Origin of the sequence: Streptococcus suis, from assembly GCF_017601095.1 — a bacterium.
GTDB classification, from domain to species: Bacteria; Bacillota; Bacilli; order Lactobacillales; family Streptococcaceae; genus Streptococcus; species Streptococcus suis_Z.
On the sequence record NZ_JAGFUX010000005.1, the window covers coordinates 26,013 to 49,162 of the forward strand.

The following is a 23,150-nucleotide window of genomic DNA, read 5'->3' on the forward strand; positions in this document are numbered from 1 at the left end:
GAGGGAAACATGAATTATTTAGAAATGAGGCAGTGGTTGTCTAGTCGCCCAGCCTCTGATTTAGAACATGGGGTTGCGCGTGTCAAATGGCTATTGGAAGGCTTGGACAATCCCCAACTTCAAGTGCCGACCATTCACTTTGTGGGCACAAACGGTAAAGGCTCAACCCTCAATGCCCTACAGTCTATCTTACAGACTTCTGGCTACACGGTTGGTCGTTTTACATCACCGTCCATTATCGATTTCCGAGAGCAGATTGTCTACCAGCAGGAGATGATTTCGGAGGAAGATTTTGCGAGGATTGTGACAGACTTGCAGCCCTTGATTGAGGACTTGGACCAGACTGCAGGACTGGATGCCATCTCGGAGTTTGAGATTGTAGTGGTGGCCATGTTTGTCTATTTTGCCCACTATCAACGCCCCGATATTCTCTTGGTGGAGGCGGGTATGGGTGGTTTGCAGGATGCGACCAATGTCCTTGCCCCCTTGGCGGTGGTTTGTCCCTCCATCAGCTTGGACCATCAGACTTTTTTGGGAGAGACCCATGCAGCCATAGCCCGTCACAAGGTTGCCGTCTTGCGTGAGAGGGTTCCTCTCATTTATGCGACCGATTTGCCAGAAGTGGAGGCAGTTTTTGAGGAGCAGGCTCGACTGCTTCAGAGTCCGATCTATGCGGTGGGACGGGAGATACTTTTGGAAAATAGCAGAGCAGGCTTTGCAGTTTCAAGCCCTCTCGGCCGTGTAGAGGATTTAAGGCTGCTTATGCAGGGCCGTCACCAGGAGGTCAACGCAGCCTTGGCGGTGACAACAGCCCAGCTCATCAGCACCCATTTTCCAACAATTACCAATGAAACCATCCGCCAGGGCTTGTCCCAAGCCATCTGGCCAGGCCGTTTAGAGTTGATTAGGCCTAATCTCATGATTGACGGTGCCCACAATAATGAAAGTATCGCCGTCCTGACAGAACTCTTGGAAGATAAGTATGCTGACAGAGATATTGAAATCCTTTTTGCAGCCATCAATACCAAGCCTGTAGACCAGATGCTGTCTCGACTCAGCCAATTTGGGCCTGTCAGCGTGACGACCTTTGATGATTTTCGGGCGGTGAAGCTGGAGGACTATCCAGCAGGTTATGAACGGGTTCAGACCTATCAGGAGTGGTTGGAGCAGGCGGACTTGAACAATCCGAAAAAATTCTACCTGATTACGGGGTCGCTTTACTTTATTACTTATGTTAGAAAGTATATTTTAGAAGAGCTTGAATAACAAAAAAGACTTGGCTAGAAGCATCCTAGCCAAGTTTCTTTTTAATAGTTCTTGATTAAATCAACCGTTGAGCGGTCTAGTTTTTTAACGATAGCCTGCAGGAAGGCTTGAGCTTCTAAGAAGTCATCCATATTGTAGAGAGTTTGATGTGAATGGATGTAGCGAGCGCAGACACCGATGGTTGTTGATGGAACACCATGGTTTTTCAAGTGGGCTGCACCGGCATCTGTTCCACCTTTACCACAGTAGTATTGAAATTTGACACCTGCTTCTTCGGCAGTTGTGAGGAGGAAGTCTTTCATATTTTTTAACATGATGTGGCCTGGGTCATAGAAACGAAGTAGGGTACCGTCTCCGATTTTTCCTTGGCCACCATAGATGTCGCCAGCTGGTGAGCAATCAACAGCAAGGAAAATGTCTGGATTGAACTTGGTTGTAGAAGCATGAGCTCCACGTAGGCCAACTTCTTCTTGCACATTTGCCCCAGCAATCAACTGATTTGGCAAGGCTTGACCGGATAGGCTTTCCAGTAATTCAGTCACCATAAGGACACCGAAGCGGTTGTCCCAAGCCTTAGAAATAACATTTTTTCTGTTGGCAGTAAGGATAGTTTCATTTTTGGGAACAAGGACATCCCCTGGACGAACACCGAAAGCCCACGCTTCGTCATAATTGGCAAAACCAGCATCGAAAATAATATCAGCAATGGCAGGCATGCCAGGAACGTTAGCCCCCCGTGAGAGATGAGGTGGTACTGAGCCTGAGATGGCTGGAATGGTACGACCGTCCTGCAACTGAAGAGTGAAAGCTTGGCTAGAAACAACCAGAGGATTCCAGCCACCTAGCTCGACAACACGGAAAGTACCGTCTGGCTTGATTTGGCTAATCATAAAGCCAACCTCATCCATGTGGGCGGCCACTAGGATACGAGGAGCATTTTCAACAGCCGTATCCTTGATGCCAAAAATTCCGCCTAGCCCATCTGTTTCAATGCGATCCACATGTGGCGTGATTTTTTGGCGGATATGGTTGCGGACTTGGCCTTCAAATCCCGGTAGACTTTGTAATTCGGTTACTTCTTTGATTTTTTCAAATAATGTCATCGTTTTTCTCCTTTGAACTTGCTACTGTTTATTGTAACACGAAGTTTAAAACTTGTCCTGAAAAAGTTAGGAGGCGTGGGGAGCTTGTCGTTTTTTCAGCAGTCACAGGCTTCAAAGGTCTTTTTAAGAAAAAACTGGTGAAATATGATAAAATCGTTACTATGAAAAAGAAAAGTATGGCTTGGATTGCAGGTGTGGTTAGTTTGGCTAGTGTGTTGACTGCGACCAAATTCTACAATCGAGCAAGGGATAAAAAAGAAGCCCAGGCCTTGAAAGAGGTAAGGGAACAATTTGAAGCTATGGGTCCAATTGGAACGGTCTATGTTGATCAAACCAAGTCCAGCCCAGACCATTTGATAGGAGGAGTGGTCATGGAGGATGGGCGTCAGTTCCAATTTGATTATTGCCATGGCCAACTACAAGTTGAAGGAGGGGAAAAATGATTTACCCTAAAGAGTACCAAGAAGTAGCAACCTTATTGGAAGATGGACAAGCGACAGTCTTTCTTTTTACAGCCAGCTGGTGTGGGGATTGCCACTACATCAAGCCGCATTTGCCAGCGATTGAAGAGGCATTTCCAGCTTATCGCTTTGTCGAGTTGGACCGAGATGACTTTATGCCACTAGCTCAGGAGTGGGCCATCTTAGGAATTCCTAGTTTTGTGGTGGTCAAAGGTGGCAAGGAAATTGGACGTTTTGTGGATAAAAACCGCAAGACAAAGGAACAAATCATGGCATTTTTACAAGGTTTGGAAGCATAAGGTGCAGAGAAAGGAAAGAATGATGAAATCAGCAAATATTGGAAAAATCCTATTAACCCCTCTGGTTCTTAGTTTGGGCTTAAGCTTAGCACCTGAAGCTCAGGCAGCGATCCAGACAGATGTCATCAATGAAAAATGGGGCAAACCAACCTTAGTTTATGGTGGTGGTTTGTCAGATACCCAAGCGACAGAGGTTAATCAACTCTTTGGGATTTCAAATATTGAAAATGTAAATCGTCAAATTGTCGAAGGCAGTGATATGGACCTGTATTTGGGAACATCCGGAGCTGCGACCTCCTCTTTATTCTCATCCGTTCTGGTACAAAAACAGGATGCAGGGACAGGAGTTGTGGTGGACATCAAGACTCCAAACAATATCACATTGATAACCGAAACGCAATATGCCAATGCGGCCATTACTGCCGGTGCGACAGATGTTTTGATTGACGTTGCGGCACCGATTCAGGTGACAGGAGAGTCCGCTCTAACAGGTGTTTATAAGGCACTTGCGGCCAATGGTGAGACAGTTGATACAGCTCGAACTGAAGTAGCCCAGCAAGAATTAACAACTGTTAATGAAGTAGCAACTGCCCATGCCAGTGATGAACAGTTTGACAGCTCTGCTTTGGACAAGGCAATTGCAGAAATCAAGACTGCTCTTGCGGATTACAAGACAACCAATGGGCAAGTGGCTTCCGAGACGGACATCAACACCATCATCAATGATGTTTTGGCCAATAACGGTTTGGAAAATGTCATCACAGCAGATGAGATTTCCAAGTTAGTCACCTTTGCTAAGGTTTATCAAGAAACCTCTGCAATTGATTCGGCTGAAGTTGCTGAGCAACTCAATCAGTTGAAAACGCAAGCAGAAGCGCAAATCTCTTCTGCATTCAAGAATCTACAAGATTCAGGGATTTTAGAAAAAATCGGTGCCTTCTTTGAAAATCTTTGGAAAGGCTTGACCGGTCTATTTGCATAAAGGAGAAGTGAAAAAGAAATGATTTTTACATATAATAAGGAACAGGTCGGCGATGTTCTGATGGTGATTGTGGCTGAGGACAAGGGACAAGCTGTACAGTTTGAACGCAAGGGAAAGGTGGCCCGTGTTTTCCTAGCAGAAACAGGAAAAACAGTCGCTTGGAATATCTTTGAAGCATCAAGTTTGATTGAGCTTACTGGAAATGGTCAAGTTTTCTTGACAGACGAGCAAGTTGCGACCTTGAATGCAGCATTAGCAAAAGAAGGCTATGCTAAAAGCTTGGTCAACGACAATGCTCCGAAGTTTGTTGTCGGTCAGATTGAGGAATTGATTCCTCATCCAGACAGCGACCACCTCAATATCTGCCAGGTCAATGTCGGTGACAAAACAGTACAAATTGTAGCCGGTGCGCCAAATGCTGCCCAAGGCTTGAAAACCATTGTGGCTCTTCCGGGGGCAATGATGCCGAGCGGTAGCCTGATTTTCCCAGGGAAATTACGCGGTGAAGATAGCTTTGGTATGATGTGTAGTCCGCGTGAACTGGCTCTGCCAAACGCACCGCAAGTGCGTGGTATTATTGAATTAGACGACTTCGCAGTGGTCGGAGAAGCCTTTGATCCAGCAAAACACTGGAAGGAATAGAAAAAAGTGGGGATTCCCACTTTTTTTGTATTTTCCTACGAATAGATAAGTAGGAGGATATAAAATGTACAATAAAGTTATTGCAATCGGTCGCTTGACGGCTCAACCTGAACTGACTCAAACCCCTAACGGGAAAAACCTGACCCGTGTCACTATCGCAGTCAACCGTCGTTTCAAAACTGAAAATGGGGAACGTGAAGCAGATTTTCTTACTGTTATTTTCTGGGGCAAGCTGGCGGAAACACTTGTTTCCTATGGTAGCAAGGGCAGTCTGATTTCTATTGACGGTGAATTGCGGACCCGTAAATACGAAAAAGACGGCAGCAATCACTATGTGACAGAGATTCTAGGCCAAACATTCCAATTGCTTGAAAGTCGTGCACAACGCGCAATGCGTGAAAATAATGCGAATGATGATTTGGGGGATGTGATTTTGGAAGAGGAAGAATTGCCGTTTTAAAGTGAAATCAGTCCCAAGACCGATGGAGAGTTTTGAAAAGTAGGGTATACTTTATTCAATCCAAAATATTTTTCATAATCTCCTTAAAACACCAGCGACAGTTGGTGTTTTTTTGTGATTCCGACTTAAGACTGATTTTATCAGACTTGGTAAAAATCTCTTGACTATTTTTGACCAAGTGATACAATAGGAGATGTGAATTAGCACTCGCATACAAAGAGTGCTAAAAAGACCAGGAGGTAATACCATGTTGAAACCATTGGGCGATCGTATCGTCGTAAAAATTGAAGAAAAAGAACAAACAGTTGGTGGCTTTGTCCTTGCAGGTCCAAGCCAAGAAAAGACAAAAGAAGCAAGTATTCTTGCAGTTGGTCAAGGGATTCGTACCTTGAATGGTGACTTGGTTGCCCCTGCGGTTGCAGTGGGCGATACAGTATTGATTGATGCGCATGCTGGTGTAGAAGTTAAAGACGGTGATCAGAACGTTTACATCATCCGTGAAGCAGATATTTTGGCAATCGTAGAATAGAGGTGGAAAAATGGCAAAAGAAATCAAATTTGCAGCAGATGCGCGTGAAAGCATGGTCCGTGGTGTCGATATTTTGGCGGATACTGTCAAGGTAACCTTGGGTCCAAAAGGCCGCAATGTTGTCTTGGAAAAAGCATACGGTTCACCACTCATTACAAACGACGGTGTAACCATTGCCAAAGAAATCGAATTGGAAGACCACTTTGAAAATATGGGTGCCAAGCTGGTATCCGAAGTGGCGTCAAAAACCAATGATATCGCTGGTGATGGTACAACAACTGCAACTGTTTTGACTCAGGCTATTGTTCGTGAAGGCTTGAAAAACGTAACAGCGGGTGCCAACCCAATCGGAATTCGTCGAGGTATCGAAGCTGCGGTTGCGACGGCAGTTGAAGCCTTGAAAGCTCAGGCAAGTCCAGTATCCAATAAAGCTGAAATTGCCCAGGTAGCAGCGGTGTCTTCACGCTCTGAAAAAGTTGGTGACTATATTTCCGAAGCCATGGAGCGCGTGGGAACAGACGGCGTTATTACTATCGAAGAGTCACGTGGTATGGAAACGGAACTGGATGTCGTTGAAGGGATGCAGTTCGATCGTGGTTATCTATCACAATATATGGTAACAGATAATGAGAAAATGGTGGCAGAACTTGAAAATCCATTTATCTTGATTACAGATAAGAAAATTTCTCATATCCAAGATATTTTGCCACTCTTGGAAAGCATTCTTCAGACCAACCGTCCGCTCTTGATTATTGCTGACGATGTGGATGGTGAAGCACTTCCTACCCTTGTTCTCAACAAGATTCGTGGTACATTCAACGTTGTTGCAGTCAAAGCTCCAGGCTTTGGTGACCGTCGTAAAGCTATGTTGGAAGACATTGCTATCTTGACAGGCGGTACAGTGATTACAGAAGACCTTGGTTTGGACTTGAAAGATGCGACCATTGAAGCCCTTGGTCAAGCTGCCAAGGTTGTGGTCGACAAAGATGGTACAACCATTGTTGAAGGTGCTGGAAATCCAGAAGCCATTGTCAACCGTGTCGCCGTTATCAAGTCACAAATTGAGGGAACAACTTCAGAATTTGACCGTGAAAAATTACAAGAGCGTTTGGCCAAATTGTCAGGTGGTGTTGCAGTTATCAAAGTTGGTGCTGCTACTGAGACTGAGTTGAAAGAAATGAAACTCCGAATCGAAGACGCCCTCAACGCAACACGTGCGGCTGTGGAAGAAGGAATCGTATCGGGTGGTGGTACAGCCCTTGTCAATGTGATTGATAGCGTAGCGAAATTGGAGTTGACAGGTGATGATGAAACAGGACGCAATATTGTCCTGCGTGCCTTGGAAGAACCGGTGCGTCAGATTGCCTATAACGCAGGTTATGAGGGGTCAGTTATCATCGATAAGTTGAAAAATTCAGAACTTGGTACTGGCTTTAACGCTGCGACAGGTGAATGGGTTAACATGATTAAGGCAGGGATTATCGATCCTGTTAAAGTAACTCGCTCTGCCCTTCAAAATGCAGCATCAGTTGCCAGCTTGATTTTGACAACGGAAGCAGTTGTTGCCAACAAACCAGAACCAGCTGCTCCAGCTATGCCACAAGGTATGGATGGAATGGGTATGGGCTATTAGAAAATATAGAAATGACACAGCTGAAAGGCTGTGTTTTTCTTGGAAATTTCAATCATATCTGTTTGACAAAGATGACTAGCTATGGTATTATGTTAGACGGTACTTTTTACTTTTGGTCTCTCAAGAGTGTACAGGGACGTGCTGACAAATGTTGCAAAAGTACACACAGATAGGGGTTGTCACCAATGCCCTATCACCAAAAATAAAAAATATATACAGGAGAATGTAGATGCCTACAATTAACCAGTTGGTACGTAAACCACGTAAGTCTAAAGTAGAAAAATCTAAATCACCAGCTTTGAACGTTGGTTACAACAGCCGTAAAAAAGTTCAAACTAACGTTTCATCACCACAAAAACGTGGTGTTGCAACTCGTGTCGGAACAATGACACCTAAAAAACCTAACTCAGCCCTTCGTAAATTCGCTCGTGTACGTTTGAGCAACCTTATCGAAGTTACTGCTTACATCCCAGGTATCGGTCACAACTTGCAAGAGCACAGTGTTGTACTTCTTCGTGGTGGACGTGTAAAGGACCTTCCAGGGGTACGTTACCATATCGTTCGTGGTGCGCTTGATACTGCAGGTGTAAATGATCGTAAGCAAGGCCGTTCTAAATACGGTACTAAACGTCCAAAAGGCTAAGAAAGGGGAAATATAAATGAGTCGTAAAAATCAAGCGCCTAAGCGCGAAGTATTGCCAGATCCATTGTATAACTCAAAATTGGTAACTCGTTTGATCAACCGTGTTATGTTGGACGGTAAACGTGGTACTGCTGCATCAATCGTTTACGGTGCCTTTGATCAAATCAAAGAAGCAACTGGTAACGATGCACTTGAAGTATTTGAAACAGCAATGGAAAACATCATGCCTGTACTTGAAGTACGTGCACGTCGTGTCGGTGGTTCTAACTACCAAGTCCCAGTTGAAGTTCGTCCAGAGCGTCGTACAACACTTGGTCTTCGTTGGTTGGTAACAATCGCTCGTAACCGTGGTGAGCACACTATGGTTGACCGTCTTGCGAAAGAAATTATGGATGCAGCAAACAACACTGGTGCAGCTGTTAAGAAACGTGAAGACACCCACAAAATGGCAGAAGCAAACCGCGCATTCGCACACTTCCGCTGGTAAGATAGGATATTTTAGCGTTAAACAAATGCTAGCCAAAATAGGAAAATCGACGAAGAAACTTCGGTTTCTAGGAGGTTTTATCTTTTTGGCAGACATTTGTAGCTAAAATTCAACTAAGATTAAGATACGAGGGCGTCAAGCAACTCCTAGACCAAATAGGGAAGCGAAGCAGATTGCTGTGCAATCAATGAGGTTCATCTTTTTGTCAGCGAGTTGTAGCCCGAGTTCAATTAGGATGTGAGGACGTTAAGAAAATTCAAGGAAAAATAGGAAATCAGACGATGGACCTTAAGGTCCAAGGAAGATTTATCTTTTTTCCAGAATTTTTAGTCCGAACTCAACTAATTAGGATGTGAGGACGTTAAGTCAGTTCTACATAAATCAATTGAGATTATGGTACAAACTTCTCGTTCAATCATCACAAACCGGATTGAGGCTTGCCTCATCCATTTCACACCATTAGTAAGAACTTAAGCGGGTGGGACTTGCCCACTCGCTTTTCTTAAAATATGGTATAATCAGAATAGAAATCTAAAAATATAGGAGAACAAACCTCATGGCACGCGAATTTTCATTAGAAAAAACTCGTAATATCGGTATCATGGCGCACGTTGACGCGGGTAAAACAACGACAACTGAGCGTATTCTTTACTACACTGGTAAAATCCACAAAATCGGTGAAACTCACGAAGGTGCATCACAAATGGACTGGATGGAGCAAGAGCAAGAGCGTGGTATCACGATCACATCTGCTGCGACAACAGCTCAATGGAACAACCATCGTGTAAACATCATCGACACACCAGGACACGTGGACTTCACAATCGAAGTACAACGTTCACTTCGCGTTCTTGATGGTGCGGTAACCGTTCTTGACTCACAATCAGGTGTTGAGCCACAAACTGAAACAGTGTGGCGTCAAGCAACTGAATACGGTGTTCCACGTATCGTTTTCGCTAACAAAATGGATAAAATCGGTGCTGACTTCCTTTACTCAGTAAGCACACTTCATGAGCGTCTTCAAGCAAATGCGCATCCAATCCAATTGCCAATCGGTTCTGAAGATGAGTTCCGTGGTATCATCGACTTGATCAAGATGAAGGCTGAAATCTATACTAACGACCTTGGTACAGATATTCTTGAAGAAGATATCCCAGCTGAATACCTTGAGCAAGCTCAAGAATACCGTGAAAAATTGGTTGAAGCAGTTGCTGAAACTGATGAAGAATTGATGATGAAATACCTTGAAGGTGAAGAAATCACTAACGAAGAATTGAAAGCTGGTATCCGTAAAGCGACTATCAACGTTGAATTCTTCCCAGTATTGTGTGGTTCAGCCTTCAAGAACAAAGGTGTTCAATTGATGCTTGATGCGGTTATTGACTACCTTCCAAGCCCAGTTGACATCCCTGCTATCAAAGGTATCAACCCAGATACAGATGCTGAAGAAGAGCGTCATGCTTCTGATGAAGAGCCATTTGCAGCTCTTGCCTTCAAGATCATGACTGACCCATTCGTAGGTCGTTTGACATTCTTCCGTGTTTACTCAGGTGTACTTAACAGTGGTTCATACGTAATGAACACTTCTAAAGGTAAACGTGAGCGTATCGGACGTATCCTTCAAATGCACGCAAACAGCCGTCAAGAAATTGAAACAGTTTACGCTGGTGACATAGCCGCTGCGGTTGGTTTGAAAGATACTACAACTGGTGACTCATTGACAGATGAAAAAGCAAAAGTAATCCTTGAGTCAATCCACGTTCCAGAACCAGTTATCCAATTGATGGTTGAGCCTAAGTCTAAAGCTGACCAAGACAAGATGGGTATCGCCCTTTCTAAATTAGCTGAAGAAGATCCAACATTCCGCGTTGAAACAAACGTTGAAACTGGTGAAACAGTTATCTCTGGTATGGGTGAGTTGCACTTGGATGTCCTTGTTGACCGTATGCGTCGTGAATTCAAGGTTGAAGCAAACGTAGGTGCTCCTCAAGTATCATACCGTGAAACATTCCGTGCTTCTACTCAAGCTCGTGGTTTCTTCAAACGCCAGTCAGGTGGTAAAGGTCAATTCGGTGACGTTTGGATCGAATTCACACCAAACGAAGAAGGTAAAGGTTTCGAGTTCGAGAACGCTATCGTCGGTGGTGTGGTTCCACGTGAATTCATCCCAGCGGTTGAAAAAGGTCTCGTAGAATCTATGGCGAACGGTGTTCTTGCTGGTTACCCAATCGTTGACGTTAAAGCGAAGCTTTACGATGGTTCATACCACGATGTCGACTCATCTGAAACAGCCTTCAAAGTGGCAGCATCTCTTGCCCTTAAAGAAGCAGCTAAATCAGCTCAACCAACTATCCTTGAGCCAATGATGCTTGTAACCATCACTGCACCAGAAGATAACCTTGGTGACGTTATGGGTCACGTTACTGCACGTCGTGGTCGCGTTGACGGTATGGAAGCTCGTGGTAACACACAAATCGTTCGTGCTTATGTGCCACTTGCTGAAATGTTTGGTTACGCAACTGTTCTTCGTTCAGCAACTCAAGGTCGTGGTACCTTCATGATGGTATTTGACCACTACGAAGATGTACCAAAATCTGTACAAGATGAAATCATTAAGAAAAACGGTGGCAATGCATAATTGCTAACCAGGCAGCTTCGGCTGCCTTTTTTGTTTACAAAAAAACTCAGACAATTCGTTGAAATATATGGAACTAGGGTCGTAAAAACTTGCTATTTTTCATAAATAGTTATATAATGAGGATGTTGAAAAGGAACTTGTAGGCTTACAAGTTAAAATTTTCACAAAAGGATTAAAAGGCTTGCCTTTTAAAATATAGAACTCGATTTTCATAAGGAGGAAATCATTCATGGTAGTTAAAGTTGGTATTAACGGTTTCGGACGTATCGGTCGTCTTGCTTTCCGTCGTATCCAAAACGTAGAAGGTGTTGAAGTTACTCGTATCAACGACCTTACTGATCCAGCAATGCTTGCACACTTGTTGAAATACGACACAACTCAAGGTCGTTTTGACGGTACTGTTGAAGTTAAAGACGGTGGTTTTGAAGTTAACGGTAAATTCGTTAAAGTTTCTGCTGAGCGTGAGCCAGGAAACATCGACTGGGCTACTGATGGCGTAGATATCGTTTTGGAAGCTACAGGTTTCTTTGCTTCTAAATCAGCTGCTGAGCAACACATCCACGCTAACGGTGCTAAGAAAGTTGTTATTACTGCTCCTGGTGGTAACGATGTTAAGACTGTTGTTTTCAACACTAACCACGACATCCTTGATGGTACTGAAACAGTTATTTCAGGTGCTTCATGTACTACTAACTGTTTGGCTCCAATGGCTAAAGCTCTTCATGACAACTTCGGTATCGTTGAAGGCTTGATGACTACAATCCACGGTTACACTGGTGACCAAATGGTTCTTGACGGTCCACACCGTGGTGGTGACCTTCGTCGTGCTCGTGCTGCTGCTGCAAACATCGTTCCTAACTCAACTGGTGCTGCTAAAGCTATCGGCTTGGTAATCCCAGAATTGAACGGTAAATTGGACGGTGCTGCACAACGTGTTCCAGTTCCAACAGGATCTGTAACTGAATTGGTAGCTGTACTTGACAAAAACGTAACTGCTGAAGAAGTAAACGCTGCAATGAAAGCTGCAGCTAACGAATCTTACGGTTACACTGAAGATCAAATCGTTTCTTCAGATATCGTAGGTATCTCATTCGGTTCATTGTTCGACGCAACTCAAACTAAAGTTCTTGACGTTGACGGCAAACAATTGGTTAAAGTTGTTTCATGGTATGACAACGAAATGTCTTACACTTCACAACTTGTTCGTACTCTTGAGTACTTCGCAAAAATCGCTAAATAATCCTTAGTGAAAATCAAAGAGGCTTCGGCCTCTTTTTTCTATCATTCGTTCTTTTTGTAGATTTGTGAAAAAACTATCTTTATGAGAGAAAAAATACAGAAAATATGGTACAATGGTAGGGTAAATATAAATTAAGGAGTTCTTATCTAATGGCAAAATTGACTGTTAAAGATGTAGAATTGAAAGGCAAAAAAGTTCTTGTTCGTGTGGACTTCAACGTGCCTTTGAAAGATGGCGTTATCACTAACGATAACCGTATTACAGCAGCTCTTCCAACTATCAAGTATATTCTTGAGCAAGGTGGACGTGCAATTCTTTTCTCTCACCTTGGTCGTGTGAAAGAAGAAGCTGACAAAGAAGGTAAATCATTGGCTCCTGTAGCAGCTGACTTGGCGGCTAAATTGGGTCAAGACGTTGCTTTCATCGCAGGTGCTACTCGTGGTGCTGAATTGGAAGCAGCTATCAATACTTTGGAAGATGGACAAGTTCTCCTTGTTGAAAACACTCGTTTCGAAGATGTTGATGGTAAGAAAGAATCTAAAAACGACGAAGAACTTGGTAAATACTGGGCTTCACTTGGTGATGGTATCTTCGTTAACGATGCATTTGGTACTGCACACCGTGCACACGCATCAAACGTTGGTATATCAGCAAACGTAGAAAAAGCAGTAGCTGGTTTCCTTTTGGAAAACGAAATTGCTTACATCCAAGAAGCTGTTGAAACTCCAGAGCGTCCATTTGTGGCAATCCTTGGTGGTTCAAAAGTATCTGATAAGATCGGTGTTATCGAGAACCTTCTTGAAAAAGCAGATAAAGTTCTTATCGGTGGTGGTATGACTTATACCTTCTACAAAGCTCAAGGTATCGAAATCGGTAACTCACTTGTAGAAGAAGACAAGCTTGATGTGGCAAAAGCACTTCTTGAAAAAGCTAACGGTAAATTGATTTTGCCAGTTGACTCAAAAGAAGCTAACGCATTTGCTGGATATACTGAAGTTCGCGACACAGAAGGCGAAGCAGTTTCAGAAGGCTTCCTTGGTCTTGACATCGGTCCTAAGTCAATCGCTAAGTTTGACGAAGCGTTGACTGGTGCCAAAACAGTTGTTTGGAATGGTCCTATGGGTGTATTTGAAAACCCAGACTTCCAAGCTGGTACAATCGGTGTAATGGACGCTATCGTGAAACAACCAGGCGTGAAATCAATCATCGGTGGTGGTGACTCAGCGGCAGCTGCTATCAACCTTGGCCGTGCAGACAAGTTCTCATGGATCTCAACTGGTGGTGGTGCATCAATGGAACTCCTCGAAGGTAAAGTCCTTCCAGGTCTTGCGGCATTGACTGAAAAGTAAAAACTTGCGACGAAAAGAGTTGGATTTCCAACTCTTTTCTAGTGCAAAGGCTAGATTTTCTGCGAACGTAGTGAATTAGAAAATCTAGCCTAGGTAAAGACTAAAATGCAACGGAAATCCGTTGCATTTTGTGCATCGCGTAGAGTTTCTACGAAGCTAAGCAAGTTAGAAAGTCTAGCAAGGTGAAAAGTGCTTCCAGGACTTGCGACGGCACGGAGTGCCTAGTGCCATGCCTAGTCTTTCTGGGAAGTGTGACCTAGAAAGACTGGCTAGGTGCGGCATTGACTGAAAAGTAAAAACTTGCGACGAAAAGAGTTGGGAAACCAACTCTTTTTCTAGTGCAAAAGCTAGAATAAGACGTTCTTAAAGCATTTTTTTTTATTCTATTTTGGACCTTTTGCAGATGGTTGGCTTGAAACTTTTTTAGAGTAGACATTTGTTTGCTTTTGGCGAAACCTAGCGCAAACAGGAGGATTTTCCAATCGATCTTTGGCGAAATGAAAAGCTGAGCAAGTATTTGCTATTCTATTTTTTGAAATCATGTTAGAATAGAGGTATGTTTAAGAAATATCGCTTTAATCCGAAGGAATTTAAATTGGGTATGCGGACAATCAAGTCTGGCCTTGCTGTATTTTTGGTGATTCTCTTGTTTGGCCTGCTGGGTTGGCAAGGTATTCAGATTGCGGCCTTAACAGCGGTTTTCAGTTTGAGAGAGGATTTTGATCAGAGTGTTCATTTTGGAACATCACGGATTTTAGGTAATTCTATCGGTGGTTTTTACGCTCTGCTTTTCTTCATCGTCGATGCCTTCTTCAAGAGTCACTTCTTGGTCACTCTGTTTGTGGTACCGCTCTGTGTCATGTTGACCATCATGACCAATGTTGCCATGAACAATAAGGCCGGCATTATCGGTGGAGTATCGGCCTTGTTGATTATCACCTTATCCATTCCATCTGGCAATGCCATTGAATATGTGTTTATTCGTGTTTTTGAAACGTTTGTAGGGGTTTTTATTGCGATTTTGGTCAATTATGACCTAAATAAATTAAAAAAACGTTTTCAAGCAAAATGATGTCAGATTTTCTGACATATTTAGTTGACGATCTCCCTAAATTCCCCTATAATGGAAGGCAGAAAGGAGCTTTTTGTGAGAGAAAAGGAATTTCGTAGATCTTTAGCAATTTTTCCGATTGGAAGTGTCATGAAGTTGACGGACCTGACAGCTCGACAGATTCGCTATTATGAAGAGCAAGGCTTGATTCAGCCTGATCGTAACGAAGGCAATCGTCGTCTCTATTCCTTAAATGACATGGACCTCTTGTTGGAAATCAAGGATTTCTTGGATGAGGGATTAAATATCGCGGCCATCAAGAAGGAATATGCTAGTCGTCAGGTCAAGGTCCAAAAGCAAGAGAAGACTTTGACAGATGAAGATGTACGCCGTATTCTGCACGATGAGCTTCGCAACCAAGGACGTTTTTCAAGTCCCAGTAGCATTTTTCGTTCATCCTAACTCAGTTATCTATTTAAAAGGAGACTCTAATGGCAATTACAGTAGCGGATATCAAACGCGACATTCAAGAAAAAAATGTAACCTTTATTCGATTGATGTTTACCGATATCCTCGGTATTATGAAAAACGTTGAAATTCCAGCGACTGAAGAACAGGTAGATAAGGTTTTATCAAACAAGGCTATGTTTGATGGATCTTCTATTGAAGGTTTTGTCCGTATCAACGAATCAGATATGTACCTTTATCCTGATTTGAATACATGGACTATTTTCCCTTGGGGAGATGAGAATGGCCGTGTGGCTGGCCTGATTTGCGATATTTACACTACAGAAGGTGAGCCATTTGCAGGGGATCCGCGAGGAAACTTGAAAAAAGCACTTCGTCATATGGAAGCTGCAGGATTTTCTTCCTTTAACTTGGGACCAGAGCCAGAGTTCTTCCTCTTCAAATTGGACGATTTTGGCAACCCAACCCTCGAAGTAAATGACAAGGGTGGTTATTTCGATCTTGCACCGACAGATTTGGCAGATAATACACGCCGTGAAATCGTAAATGTCTTGACGGAAATGGGATTTGAAGTAGAAGCCAGCCACCATGAGGTTGCAGTTGGTCAACATGAAATTGATTTCAAATATGCAGATGTGTTGAAAGCATGTGACAATATTCAGATTTTCAAGTTGGTTGTGAAAACCATTGCCCGCAAGCACGGTTTGTACGCAACCTTCATGGCCAAACCTAAGTTTGGCATTGCTGGATCAGGTATGCACTGCAATATGTCCCTCTTTGACAAGGATGGCAACAATGCCTTCTTTGACCCAGCTGACCCACGTGGTATGCAGTTGTCTCAAACAGCTTACTACTTCCTTGGTGGCTTGATTGAGCATGCCTATAACTACACAGCTATTACCAACCCAACGGTCAATTCTTACAAGCGTTTGGTGCCAGGTTTTGAAGCTCCAGTTTACATTGCTTGGGCAGGAAAAAACCGTTCTCCGTTAGTCCGTGTTCCAGCTTCTCGTGGTATGGGAACCCGTTTGGAATTGCGTTCGGTTGACCCAACAGCTAACCCCTATCTCGCTATGGCGGTGCTCCTAGAAGTTGGTCTGTCAGGGATTGAGAATAAAATTGATGCACCAGCACCGATTGAGTCAAACATCTATGCCATGTCTGATGAAGAACGCCGTGAAGCAGGGATCTCTGATCTTCCGTCGACCCTGCACAATGCCTTGAAAGCGCTCCGCAAGGACAAGGTTGTTCGGGCAGCCTTGGGTGAGCATATCTATACCAACTTCGTAGAAGCCAAGAAAATCGAATGGGCAAGTTATGCAACCTTTATCTCCCAATGGGAAATTGATAACTATTTAGATTTGTATTAAACAAAGGACCCCGACGGGTCCTTTGTTCACGAGCCGAGAAATTGGAAAGCGAGTCAGGGCTTGTGGATCATTTTTTCACGAGCTCGAAAAGAGAAGAGCGAGTAGGACCCCGATGGGTCCTTTGTTCATAAACTTGAAAAAGACTACCCTTATATAGATTAAAAAAATTGGAGACGATGTGGATGGATGAATTTGTAAAAGCTGTATTTGATGAACAGTATAGAGCGGTTTTTGGAGAAGGGAAAGACCTTGCTCCTAGTCAGCAGGAAATTGTTTTGGTAGAAGAGGAAGTAGGTCAATTAGTCGCTGTCTTGCAGGCCCAGCAGACCTTGGAAACGATTCATGTCAAGGCTTTGGTGGTTGTCAAACACAAGCAAGGTCAAGGGTTGGGGAGGCGTTTGCTGATTCGTTTGGAAAATGAAGCCAGACTAAATGGAGCAAAGAGTATCACACTGTCAACTAAGTCCTATCAGGCTAAGGATTTTTATCTGAAGGCTGGATATTCTATTTATGCTCATCTAACAGATGTGCCGAAAAAAGGAATTTCCAAATATCATTTTATCAAGTGGTTGTAAGGTATTCCTATTGGAAAACAAGTGAAGCCTCGGCAGTTGCCGAGGCTTCTTTTTAGTGATCAGGCGTTAAAATCATTGGAATGATAATTGGTTCACGCTCTGTTTTTTCATAGAGGAATGGTCGTAGGGCATTGACGATAGCGCCGTTGACGGTTTGGATGTTGGCATCCTTGTTCTTCAGAGCGATACGGATCGCGTTGAAGAGGATGCGTTGGCTTTCGCGGATTAGGTCGCCTGATTCACGCATGTAGATAAATCCTCGGCTGAGGATATCAGGACCTGCCAGAATCATCTTGGACTTGAAGTCAACAGTTGCAACAGCTAGAACGACGCCGTCTTCTGAGAGGTCGCGGCGGTCTTTAAGGACAGCTGCTCCGATTTCACCGATGCGGTTTCCGTCAACGTAGATGTCTTGGGCGTTGAAGTGTCCTGCTAGGCGGGCGGAGTCCTTGGTTAGAGCTAGAACGTCACCATTTTCCATGATGAAGATGTTATCTTTTGGCACGCCGGTATCTACTGCCAGGCTAGCATGGATTTTTTGCATCCGGTATTCACCATGAACAGGCATGAAGAATTTTGGTTTGATCAGGCGGAGCATGAGTTTTTGTTCCTGCTGCCCACCGTGTCCAGAGGTATGGATGTTGTTAATCTTACCGTGAATGACATCAACACCGGCTTCGATCAAGATATTGATGAGCTTGTTGACACCTGTGGTATTTCCCGGAATAGGACTGGACGAGAAAATGACCGTATCGCCCGGCTGGAGCTGGACTTGACGGTGAGTGCCGTGGGCAATGCGGGAGAGGGCAGCCATAGGCTCGCCTTGGCTACCTGTACAGAGAATCATAACTTCGCTGGCTGGGTGTTCTTTAATCTCGTTTGGCTCGATGAAGGTGTCCTTAGGAACCTTGATGTAGCCGAGCTCAATGCCGTTGACAATGGCTTTCTCCATGGAGCGTCCAAAGACAGCAATTTTTCGTCCTGTCTTGACTGCTGCATCAGCTGCTTGTTGCAGGCGGAAGATGTTGGAGGCGAAGGAGGCGAAGATAATGCGTCCGTGGATGCCTTCAATCAGCTTCATAATGGACTGACCGACCACTTTTTCCGAATTGGTAAAGGTTGGAACTTCGGCGTTGGTGGAGTCGGAAAGGAGGCAGAGAACGCCTTCTTCACCGAGGGCAGCCATACGGTGCAAGTCTGCGGGCTCACCAACTGGCGTGAAGTCGAACTTGAAGTCACCGGTACAGACGATTTTCCCTTGAGGTGTATCAATGACGATACCGAGTGGCTCTGGAATGGAGTGGGTGGTGCGGAAGAAGCTGACCTTGAGGTGCTTGAAAGTCAACTCAGTCTTGTGGTTGATTTCATGCAAGGTTGCATCGCGGAGCAGTCCGTGTTCTTCTAGTTTGCCACGAATGAGGGCAAGGGCCAAGGGGCCAGCGTAGATTGGGACATTGGCTTGCTTGAGCAAGAAGGGAATGCCACCGATGTGGTCTTCGTGCCCGTGAGTAATAACCAGACCTTTAACGCGGTCTAGATTTTCAACGATGTAGGAGTAGTCTGGGATAACGTAGTCAATGCCCAAGAGGTCATCTTCTGGGAACTTGATACCAGCATCGACAATGAGAATTTCATCCTGGTATTCAATGCCATAAGTGTTTTTCCCGATTTCTCCCAAACCACCGATGGCGAATACGCCAACTTCTTGAGGTTTTAGATTTACTGATGACATGGATTAGAACTCCGTTAATGTGAAATCTGCGTGGGCTTTTTCGTACTCCAAATGGTTGTCTGATAGCAATTCGATAAACTCGATGTTGTATTCAGGACGGTTGGTTTCCACCAATTCACGAGCGATGATACGGCCTTCTAGTTCACTAGCTGCCTCTACTTTTAAGTAAAGAGAGCGGGTTTGCTCGCGGCGTGGGCTCGTTTTCGTTTCTTGGTAAAATACTTTATAAATCATAGGTTGGGTATATCCTTTCTTTTTGACTGGCAACTATGAAAAAAGCCTCAAACAGTTGGGTCTGTCTGGTAATGTCTATTCAATTTTTTCGAGTTGTCAATTTATTCAGTCTAAATGTACTCTTCATTATATCATAAAAAAGGCTAATGGTAAAAGAGGATGATAAGAAAATGGAAAAGTGTTATGGTTTTCAGAAATTCTGTATTTCCGAGAGGGCTAAAACAATGAAGTAAGCTAGGATTCCGAGTGTGTTAGAATTACTGAGACCAAGTTCAATTGTGCCAAAAAAACTGTCTGTCAATTGCCTGATAGTGATGAGACTTACTAGAATGACAAATCGATTCGCTCCACTAACCTACTTGAAATTACGCACCAGTCTTTTCATTATTTGAAAAAAACTTCAATATAGCTTACAATAGGGAGTAGCATTGAAAAGTCTTTCAGTTTGCTTTTAGTACTAGGCAACGAGCTGCGGGCTGTACTGGAGTACGGCAAAGCGAGTTAACGCAGTAATAAAAGCAAACCGAATGACGTAAAGAAAGAGAAACTTATGAAAATACTAGCTTTAGACAGCTCCAATCAAGCCTTATCGGTTGCCTTGGTGGAGGACGGTCGTTTGCAGGCGGAAACCCTGCTGGCCGTTAAGAAAAATCATAGTATCAGCCTCATGCCTGTGGTCGATTTTTTGATGACACAGGTGGGCTGGACGCCCAAAGACCTGGAGCGGATTGTGGTCGCTCAGGGGCCTGGATCCTACACGGGTCTGCGGGTGGCGGTGGCGACTGCCAAGACCCTGGCCTACACCCTCAAGATCGACTTGGTGGGGCTATCCAGTCTTCAGTCCCTCGTTCCTCCTAGCCTGATGGGTCTGGTGGTGCCCCTCATCGATGCCCGCCGTAACTGTGTCTATGCAGGTCTTTATGAAAATGGCAGAGCAGTTGAGGCAGACAAGTACTGGTCTTTTGAAGACTTGCTTTCTAGCCTATCTGGCAAGGAAGATATCACCTTTGTCGGAGAAGTGGAAAACTTTATCAATCAAATCGAGCAAGCTTTGCCAGCTGCCCATTACCAGACCAGTCTGCCGTCTGCCTATCAATTGGCGGTAATTGGTCAAGACTTGCCAGCAGTAGATGTCACTAGCTTTGAGCCCAACTATCTCAAGCGAGTCGAGGCAGAGGAAAACTGGCTCAAGGACAACCAAGCAGGCTCAGAAAGTTATATCAAGCGTGTATGATAGAGATTAAACACTACGACGGTCAGGAAAATCTGGCGGAGGCTGTTTTGGCAGTTATGCAGTCTGTCTATGAGCAATCGCCTTGGACCTTGGAACAGATTGCTGCAAGCATGACCAGCCAGGATGAGGACTACTATCTGGCCTATAAAGGTCAGGAATTGGTCGGATTTTTGGCTGTTCAGACGGTGCTGGATGAGATGGAAATCTTGCAGATTGCTGTCAAGGCTGATTTTCAGAGGTTGGGAATCGCCAGTCAACTGATGGCTGCTGTGATGGACTGGGATGGAGACATCTTCCTCGAAGTGAGGGAGTCTAACAGTGCAGCTCAGGCCCTCTATACACGCCAGCATTTTACCAAAATAGGAAAACGAAAAGACTACTACCGCCATCCTGTCGAGGACGCGGTGATGATGAAGAGAGAACGTGATGAAAGATAGATTGATTTTGGCGATTGAGACCTCCTGTGATGAGACCTCGGTGGCTGTTTTGCGAAATGACGCGGAGCTTTTGTCCAATGTCATTGCCAGCCAGATTGCCAGCCACCAGCGGTTTGGTGGGGTGGTGCCTGAAGTAGCCAGCCGTCACCATGTAGAAGTGATTACGACCTGTATCGAGGAGGCCTTGTTGGAGGCGGAGGTGACGGCGGAGGACCTGACGGCTGTGGCGGTGACCTATGGGCCTGGCTTGGTCGGCGCCTTGCTAGTCGGGATTTCGGCTGCCAAGGCCTTTGCCTGGGCTAAGGGTCTGCCGCTCATTCCTGTCAACCACATGGCAGGGCATTTGATGGCGGCACGTGCGGTCAAGGAGTTGGAGTTTCCACTTTTGGCTCTTTTGGTCAGCGGTGGGCACACGGAGTTGGTCTATGTGTCAGAAGCGGGCGACTACAAGATTGTCGGTGAAACGCGAGATGATGCGGTCGGCGAGGCCTATGATAAGGTAGGACGGGTCATGGGTCTGCCCTATCCAGCTGGTCGGGTCATCGATGAGTTGGCACATGAGGGGCAGGACATTTATAACTTCCCACGGGCTATGATCAAGGAAGATAATCTGGAGTTTTCTTTCTCAGGTTTGAAATCCGCCTTTATCAACCTCTACCACAATGCCCAGCAGAAAGGGGAAACCTTGTCCAACGCGGACCTGTCAGCTTCTTTCCAAGCCTGTGTTATGGACATCCTTATGGCTAAGACCAAGAAGGCTTTGGAGCAATACCCTGTCAAGACCTTGGTGGTAGCGGGTGGTGTAGCAGCCAATCAGGGCTTGCGAGAGCGGTTGGCGGCTGAAATTACGGATGTGGAGGTTATCATTCCCCCGCTTCGACTCTGCGGTGACAATGCAGGTATGATTGCCTTGGCAGCGGTCAGCGAGTACAACAAGGAAAATTTTGCTGGCTGGGACCTCAATGCCAAGCCTAGTCTGGCTTTTGAGAATTTGTAAGAAGGAAGGGTCGCGAGAGCGACTTTTTCTATTGACGGAGGGGGGCTGGTCCTCTATACTAGAGTGATATAATACTCTTCGAAAATCAAAATCGGACGTTGTTGACTTGATTTGATGAGTGAAAGGCTCCAGTGGAGCCTTTCAGCCTGTTACCTTGAAACAAAATAGTAACAGGGTTCTATCTGCTAAGTAGAAACGAACTACGTTCGCTCTATCTCCAAGCTCCAAAGGTTCTCCAAACCTTTGGAGCTAGTCTGATTTTGATTTTCATTGAGTATAACTTGCTATTCAAAGGAGAGAAGATGAAAAAAGAGGTTTTTCGCGAAGGCTTGCGGGATGCTATCCCAACAGCTCTGGGCTATGCCAGTATTGGCCTAGCCTGCGGTGTCGTATCGGTTAATTCCGGCATTTCTGCGGTGGAAATGGGGCTGATGAGTCTTTTGGTCTATGCAGGAAGTGCCCAGTTTGTCATGTGTGCTATGATTTTGGCAGGGGCTCCCTTGCTGTCCATTGCAGTGACCGTTTTCTTTGTCAATCTACGGAATTTCCTCATGTGCCTGCATACGACGACCATTTTTCAGGGCAACAGTCTGGGGTCCAATATCCTGATTGGCTCTTTTGTGACAGATGAGTCCTATGCGGTGCTGCTCCGTAAGTACATTGAGGACAAGCAGATTGCACCAAGCTGGATGTACGGCAACAACTTTGCGAGCTACGCTTCTTGGGTAACTTTTACTATTTTGGGTAATCTGATTGGGGGGCTGATTCCAAATCCAGAGCAGTTTGGTTTGGATTTTGCCTTGGTTGCTATGTTCGTCGGGATTTTTTCAGGTCAGCTAGAGGCTATGGCTCGGACCATTCCGTTGAAAAAGATCGGCTTGATTCTGCTGGCGGTGGGTCTGGCCTATGTCGGCTTGTCTGTGCTGGTGTCGTCCTATGTTGCGGTGCTTCTGGCGACGCTTTTAGGCTGTTTTGTGGGGGTGATAATTGATGATAAAAACTAGTATTTTACTGATTATTCTGGCGTCAGCCCTAGTGACCTGGCTGCCACGTGTCCTACCCTTTGTGCTCACTCAGAACAAGTCCCTACCGTCCCGCATGGTCAAGTTCCTCAGTTTTCTGCCCATTACCATTATCTTTGCCCTGACCCTCTCTAGCATCATGGACGAAGAAGTCGGCTCGCTACCTAACCTGCTCCCTGTCGAAAGCCTAGCCCGCCTTCCGACCTTTTTGGTGGTCCTGAGGACCAAAAATATCCTCCTCGCAGTAGTCGTTGGTGTCTTGACGACAGCTGCTCTCCGCTTGCTTTTCTAGGAGGGA

25 protein-coding genes are annotated in these 23,150 nt (G+C 44.9%); 22 read left to right on the plus strand and 3 right to left on the minus strand.

Going from position 1 to position 23,150, the window contains the following annotated elements; translation table 11 throughout:
• Window positions 1–9 precede the first annotated feature (9 nt).
• Window positions 10–1,266: a bifunctional folylpolyglutamate synthase/dihydrofolate synthase gene (locus J5566_RS05520; RefSeq protein WP_208562440.1), complete on the plus strand. Its 1,257-nt coding sequence runs from the start codon at window positions 10–12 to the stop codon at window positions 1,264–1,266.
• A gap of 41 nt (window positions 1,267–1,307) precedes the next feature.
• On the opposite strand, the gene pepA is transcribed toward J5566_RS05520, so the two are convergent.
• Entirely contained in the window at window positions 1,308–2,369 is a 1,062-nt protein-coding gene (gene pepA / locus J5566_RS05525) for a glutamyl aminopeptidase (RefSeq protein ID WP_208562441.1), read from the minus strand.
• A gap of 161 nt (window positions 2,370–2,530) precedes the next feature.
• Between pepA and J5566_RS05530 the strand changes: the two genes are divergently transcribed.
• From J5566_RS05530 to J5566_RS05605, 16 genes are all read left to right on the plus strand, one after another.
• Complete coding sequence (locus tag J5566_RS05530; protein WP_208562442.1) at window positions 2,531–2,812, plus strand: DUF4651 domain-containing protein; 282 nt, start codon at window positions 2,531–2,533, stop codon at window positions 2,810–2,812.
• Window positions 2,809–3,129, plus strand: coding sequence for a thioredoxin family protein (locus J5566_RS05535; protein WP_208562443.1), 321 nt, complete (start codon window positions 2,809–2,811; stop codon window positions 3,127–3,129). The genes J5566_RS05530 and J5566_RS05535 overlap by 4 nt, the downstream gene beginning before the upstream one ends.
• Window positions 3,130–3,151: 22 nt before the next feature.
• A complete protein-coding gene (locus J5566_RS05540) occupies window positions 3,152–4,111 on the plus strand; it encodes a DUF1002 domain-containing protein (RefSeq protein WP_244228961.1) in 960 nt (319 codons plus the stop codon).
• Window positions 4,112–4,129: 18 nt separating this feature from the next.
• Window positions 4,130–4,753 (plus strand): YtpR family tRNA-binding protein, encoded by a 624-nt coding sequence (ytpR, locus tag J5566_RS05545; RefSeq protein ID WP_208562445.1) that lies wholly within the window; start codon window positions 4,130–4,132, stop codon window positions 4,751–4,753.
• 64 nt (window positions 4,754–4,817) lie between these two features.
• On the plus strand, window positions 4,818–5,213 hold the full coding sequence (locus tag J5566_RS05550; protein WP_208562446.1) for a single-stranded DNA-binding protein: 396 nt from the start codon (window positions 4,818–4,820) through the stop codon (window positions 5,211–5,213).
• Window positions 5,214–5,460: 247 nt separating this feature from the next.
• The gene (gene groES, locus J5566_RS05555) at window positions 5,461–5,742 is read left to right on the plus strand and encodes a co-chaperone GroES (protein WP_208562447.1); all 282 of its coding nucleotides are present in this window, start codon (window positions 5,461–5,463) and stop codon (window positions 5,740–5,742) included.
• 10 nt (window positions 5,743–5,752) lie between these two features.
• On the plus strand, window positions 5,753–7,375 hold the full coding sequence (groL, locus tag J5566_RS05560) for a chaperonin GroEL (protein WP_208562448.1): 1,623 nt from the start codon (window positions 5,753–5,755) through the stop codon (window positions 7,373–7,375).
• A 229-nt stretch (window positions 7,376–7,604) separates the two neighbouring features.
• Window positions 7,605–8,018 carry a 30S ribosomal protein S12 gene (rpsL, locus tag J5566_RS05565; RefSeq protein WP_002940030.1) on the plus strand — a complete coding sequence of 138 codons (414 nt, stop codon included), beginning with the start codon at window positions 7,605–7,607 and terminating at the stop codon, window positions 8,016–8,018.
• A 16-nt stretch (window positions 8,019–8,034) separates the two neighbouring features.
• Window positions 8,035–8,505 (plus strand): 30S ribosomal protein S7, encoded by a 471-nt coding sequence (rpsG, locus tag J5566_RS05570; protein WP_029178040.1) that lies wholly within the window; start codon window positions 8,035–8,037, stop codon window positions 8,503–8,505.
• Window positions 8,506–9,061: 556 nt separating this feature from the next.
• The gene (gene fusA, locus J5566_RS05575) at window positions 9,062–11,143 is read left to right on the plus strand and encodes an elongation factor G (protein ID WP_172074629.1); all 2,082 of its coding nucleotides are present in this window, start codon (window positions 9,062–9,064) and stop codon (window positions 11,141–11,143) included.
• Window positions 11,144–11,372: 229 nt separating this feature from the next.
• Window positions 11,373–12,383, plus strand: a complete 1,011-nt coding sequence (gene gap, locus J5566_RS05580; protein WP_172044055.1) for a type I glyceraldehyde-3-phosphate dehydrogenase — start codon at window positions 11,373–11,375, stop codon at window positions 12,381–12,383.
• A gap of 149 nt (window positions 12,384–12,532) precedes the next feature.
• Window positions 12,533–13,732 (plus strand): phosphoglycerate kinase, encoded by a 1,200-nt coding sequence (locus J5566_RS05585; protein ID WP_208562449.1) that lies wholly within the window; start codon window positions 12,533–12,535, stop codon window positions 13,730–13,732.
• Window positions 13,733–14,288: 556 nt separating this feature from the next.
• Window positions 14,289–14,804 (plus strand): FUSC family protein, encoded by a 516-nt coding sequence (locus J5566_RS05590; RefSeq protein WP_208562450.1) that lies wholly within the window; start codon window positions 14,289–14,291, stop codon window positions 14,802–14,804.
• A 75-nt stretch (window positions 14,805–14,879) separates the two neighbouring features.
• Complete coding sequence (locus tag J5566_RS05595) at window positions 14,880–15,245, plus strand: MerR family transcriptional regulator (protein WP_205031128.1); 366 nt, start codon at window positions 14,880–14,882, stop codon at window positions 15,243–15,245.
• A 29-nt stretch (window positions 15,246–15,274) separates the two neighbouring features.
• Window positions 15,275–16,621: a type I glutamate--ammonia ligase gene (gene glnA, locus J5566_RS05600; RefSeq protein WP_208562451.1), complete on the plus strand. Its 1,347-nt coding sequence runs from the start codon at window positions 15,275–15,277 to the stop codon at window positions 16,619–16,621.
• Between the two features lie 176 nt (window positions 16,622–16,797).
• Window positions 16,798–17,196 carry a GNAT family N-acetyltransferase gene (locus tag J5566_RS05605; protein ID WP_348002278.1) on the plus strand — a complete coding sequence of 133 codons (399 nt, stop codon included), beginning with the start codon at window positions 16,798–16,800 and terminating at the stop codon, window positions 17,194–17,196.
• Between the two features lie 52 nt (window positions 17,197–17,248).
• On the opposite strand, the gene rnjA is transcribed toward J5566_RS05605, so the two are convergent.
• Together rnjA and J5566_RS05615 are read right to left on the minus strand one after the other, a co-directional pair.
• Window positions 17,249–18,928, minus strand: coding sequence for a ribonuclease J1 (gene rnjA, locus J5566_RS05610; protein ID WP_208562453.1), 1,680 nt, complete (start codon window positions 18,926–18,928; stop codon window positions 17,249–17,251).
• Between the two features lie 3 nt (window positions 18,929–18,931).
• Entirely contained in the window at window positions 18,932–19,162 is a 231-nt protein-coding gene (locus J5566_RS05615; RefSeq protein WP_208562454.1) for an RNA polymerase epsilon subunit, read from the minus strand.
• A 550-nt stretch (window positions 19,163–19,712) separates the two neighbouring features.
• On the opposite strand from J5566_RS05615, the gene tsaB reads away from it, so the two are divergent.
• From tsaB to J5566_RS05640, 5 genes are all read left to right on the plus strand, one after another.
• The gene (tsaB, locus tag J5566_RS05620; protein ID WP_208562455.1) at window positions 19,713–20,396 is read left to right on the plus strand and encodes a tRNA (adenosine(37)-N6)-threonylcarbamoyltransferase complex dimerization subunit type 1 TsaB; all 684 of its coding nucleotides are present in this window, start codon (window positions 19,713–19,715) and stop codon (window positions 20,394–20,396) included.
• The gene (rimI, locus tag J5566_RS05625) at window positions 20,393–20,833 is read left to right on the plus strand and encodes a ribosomal protein S18-alanine N-acetyltransferase (RefSeq protein WP_208562456.1); all 441 of its coding nucleotides are present in this window, start codon (window positions 20,393–20,395) and stop codon (window positions 20,831–20,833) included. Before tsaB ends, rimI begins: the two co-directional genes overlap by 4 nt.
• A complete protein-coding gene (gene tsaD / locus J5566_RS05630) occupies window positions 20,823–21,830 on the plus strand; it encodes a tRNA (adenosine(37)-N6)-threonylcarbamoyltransferase complex transferase subunit TsaD (protein ID WP_208562457.1) in 1,008 nt (335 codons plus the stop codon). The genes rimI and tsaD overlap by 11 nt, the downstream gene beginning before the upstream one ends.
• 302 nt (window positions 21,831–22,132) lie before the next feature.
• Complete coding sequence (locus J5566_RS05635) at window positions 22,133–22,834, plus strand: AzlC family ABC transporter permease (protein ID WP_208562458.1); 702 nt, start codon at window positions 22,133–22,135, stop codon at window positions 22,832–22,834.
• Window positions 22,821–23,144: an AzlD domain-containing protein gene (locus tag J5566_RS05640; protein WP_208562459.1), complete on the plus strand. Its 324-nt coding sequence runs from the start codon at window positions 22,821–22,823 to the stop codon at window positions 23,142–23,144. The genes J5566_RS05635 and J5566_RS05640 overlap by 14 nt, the downstream gene beginning before the upstream one ends.
• The last annotated feature ends 6 nt before the right edge of the window (window positions 23,145–23,150 follow it).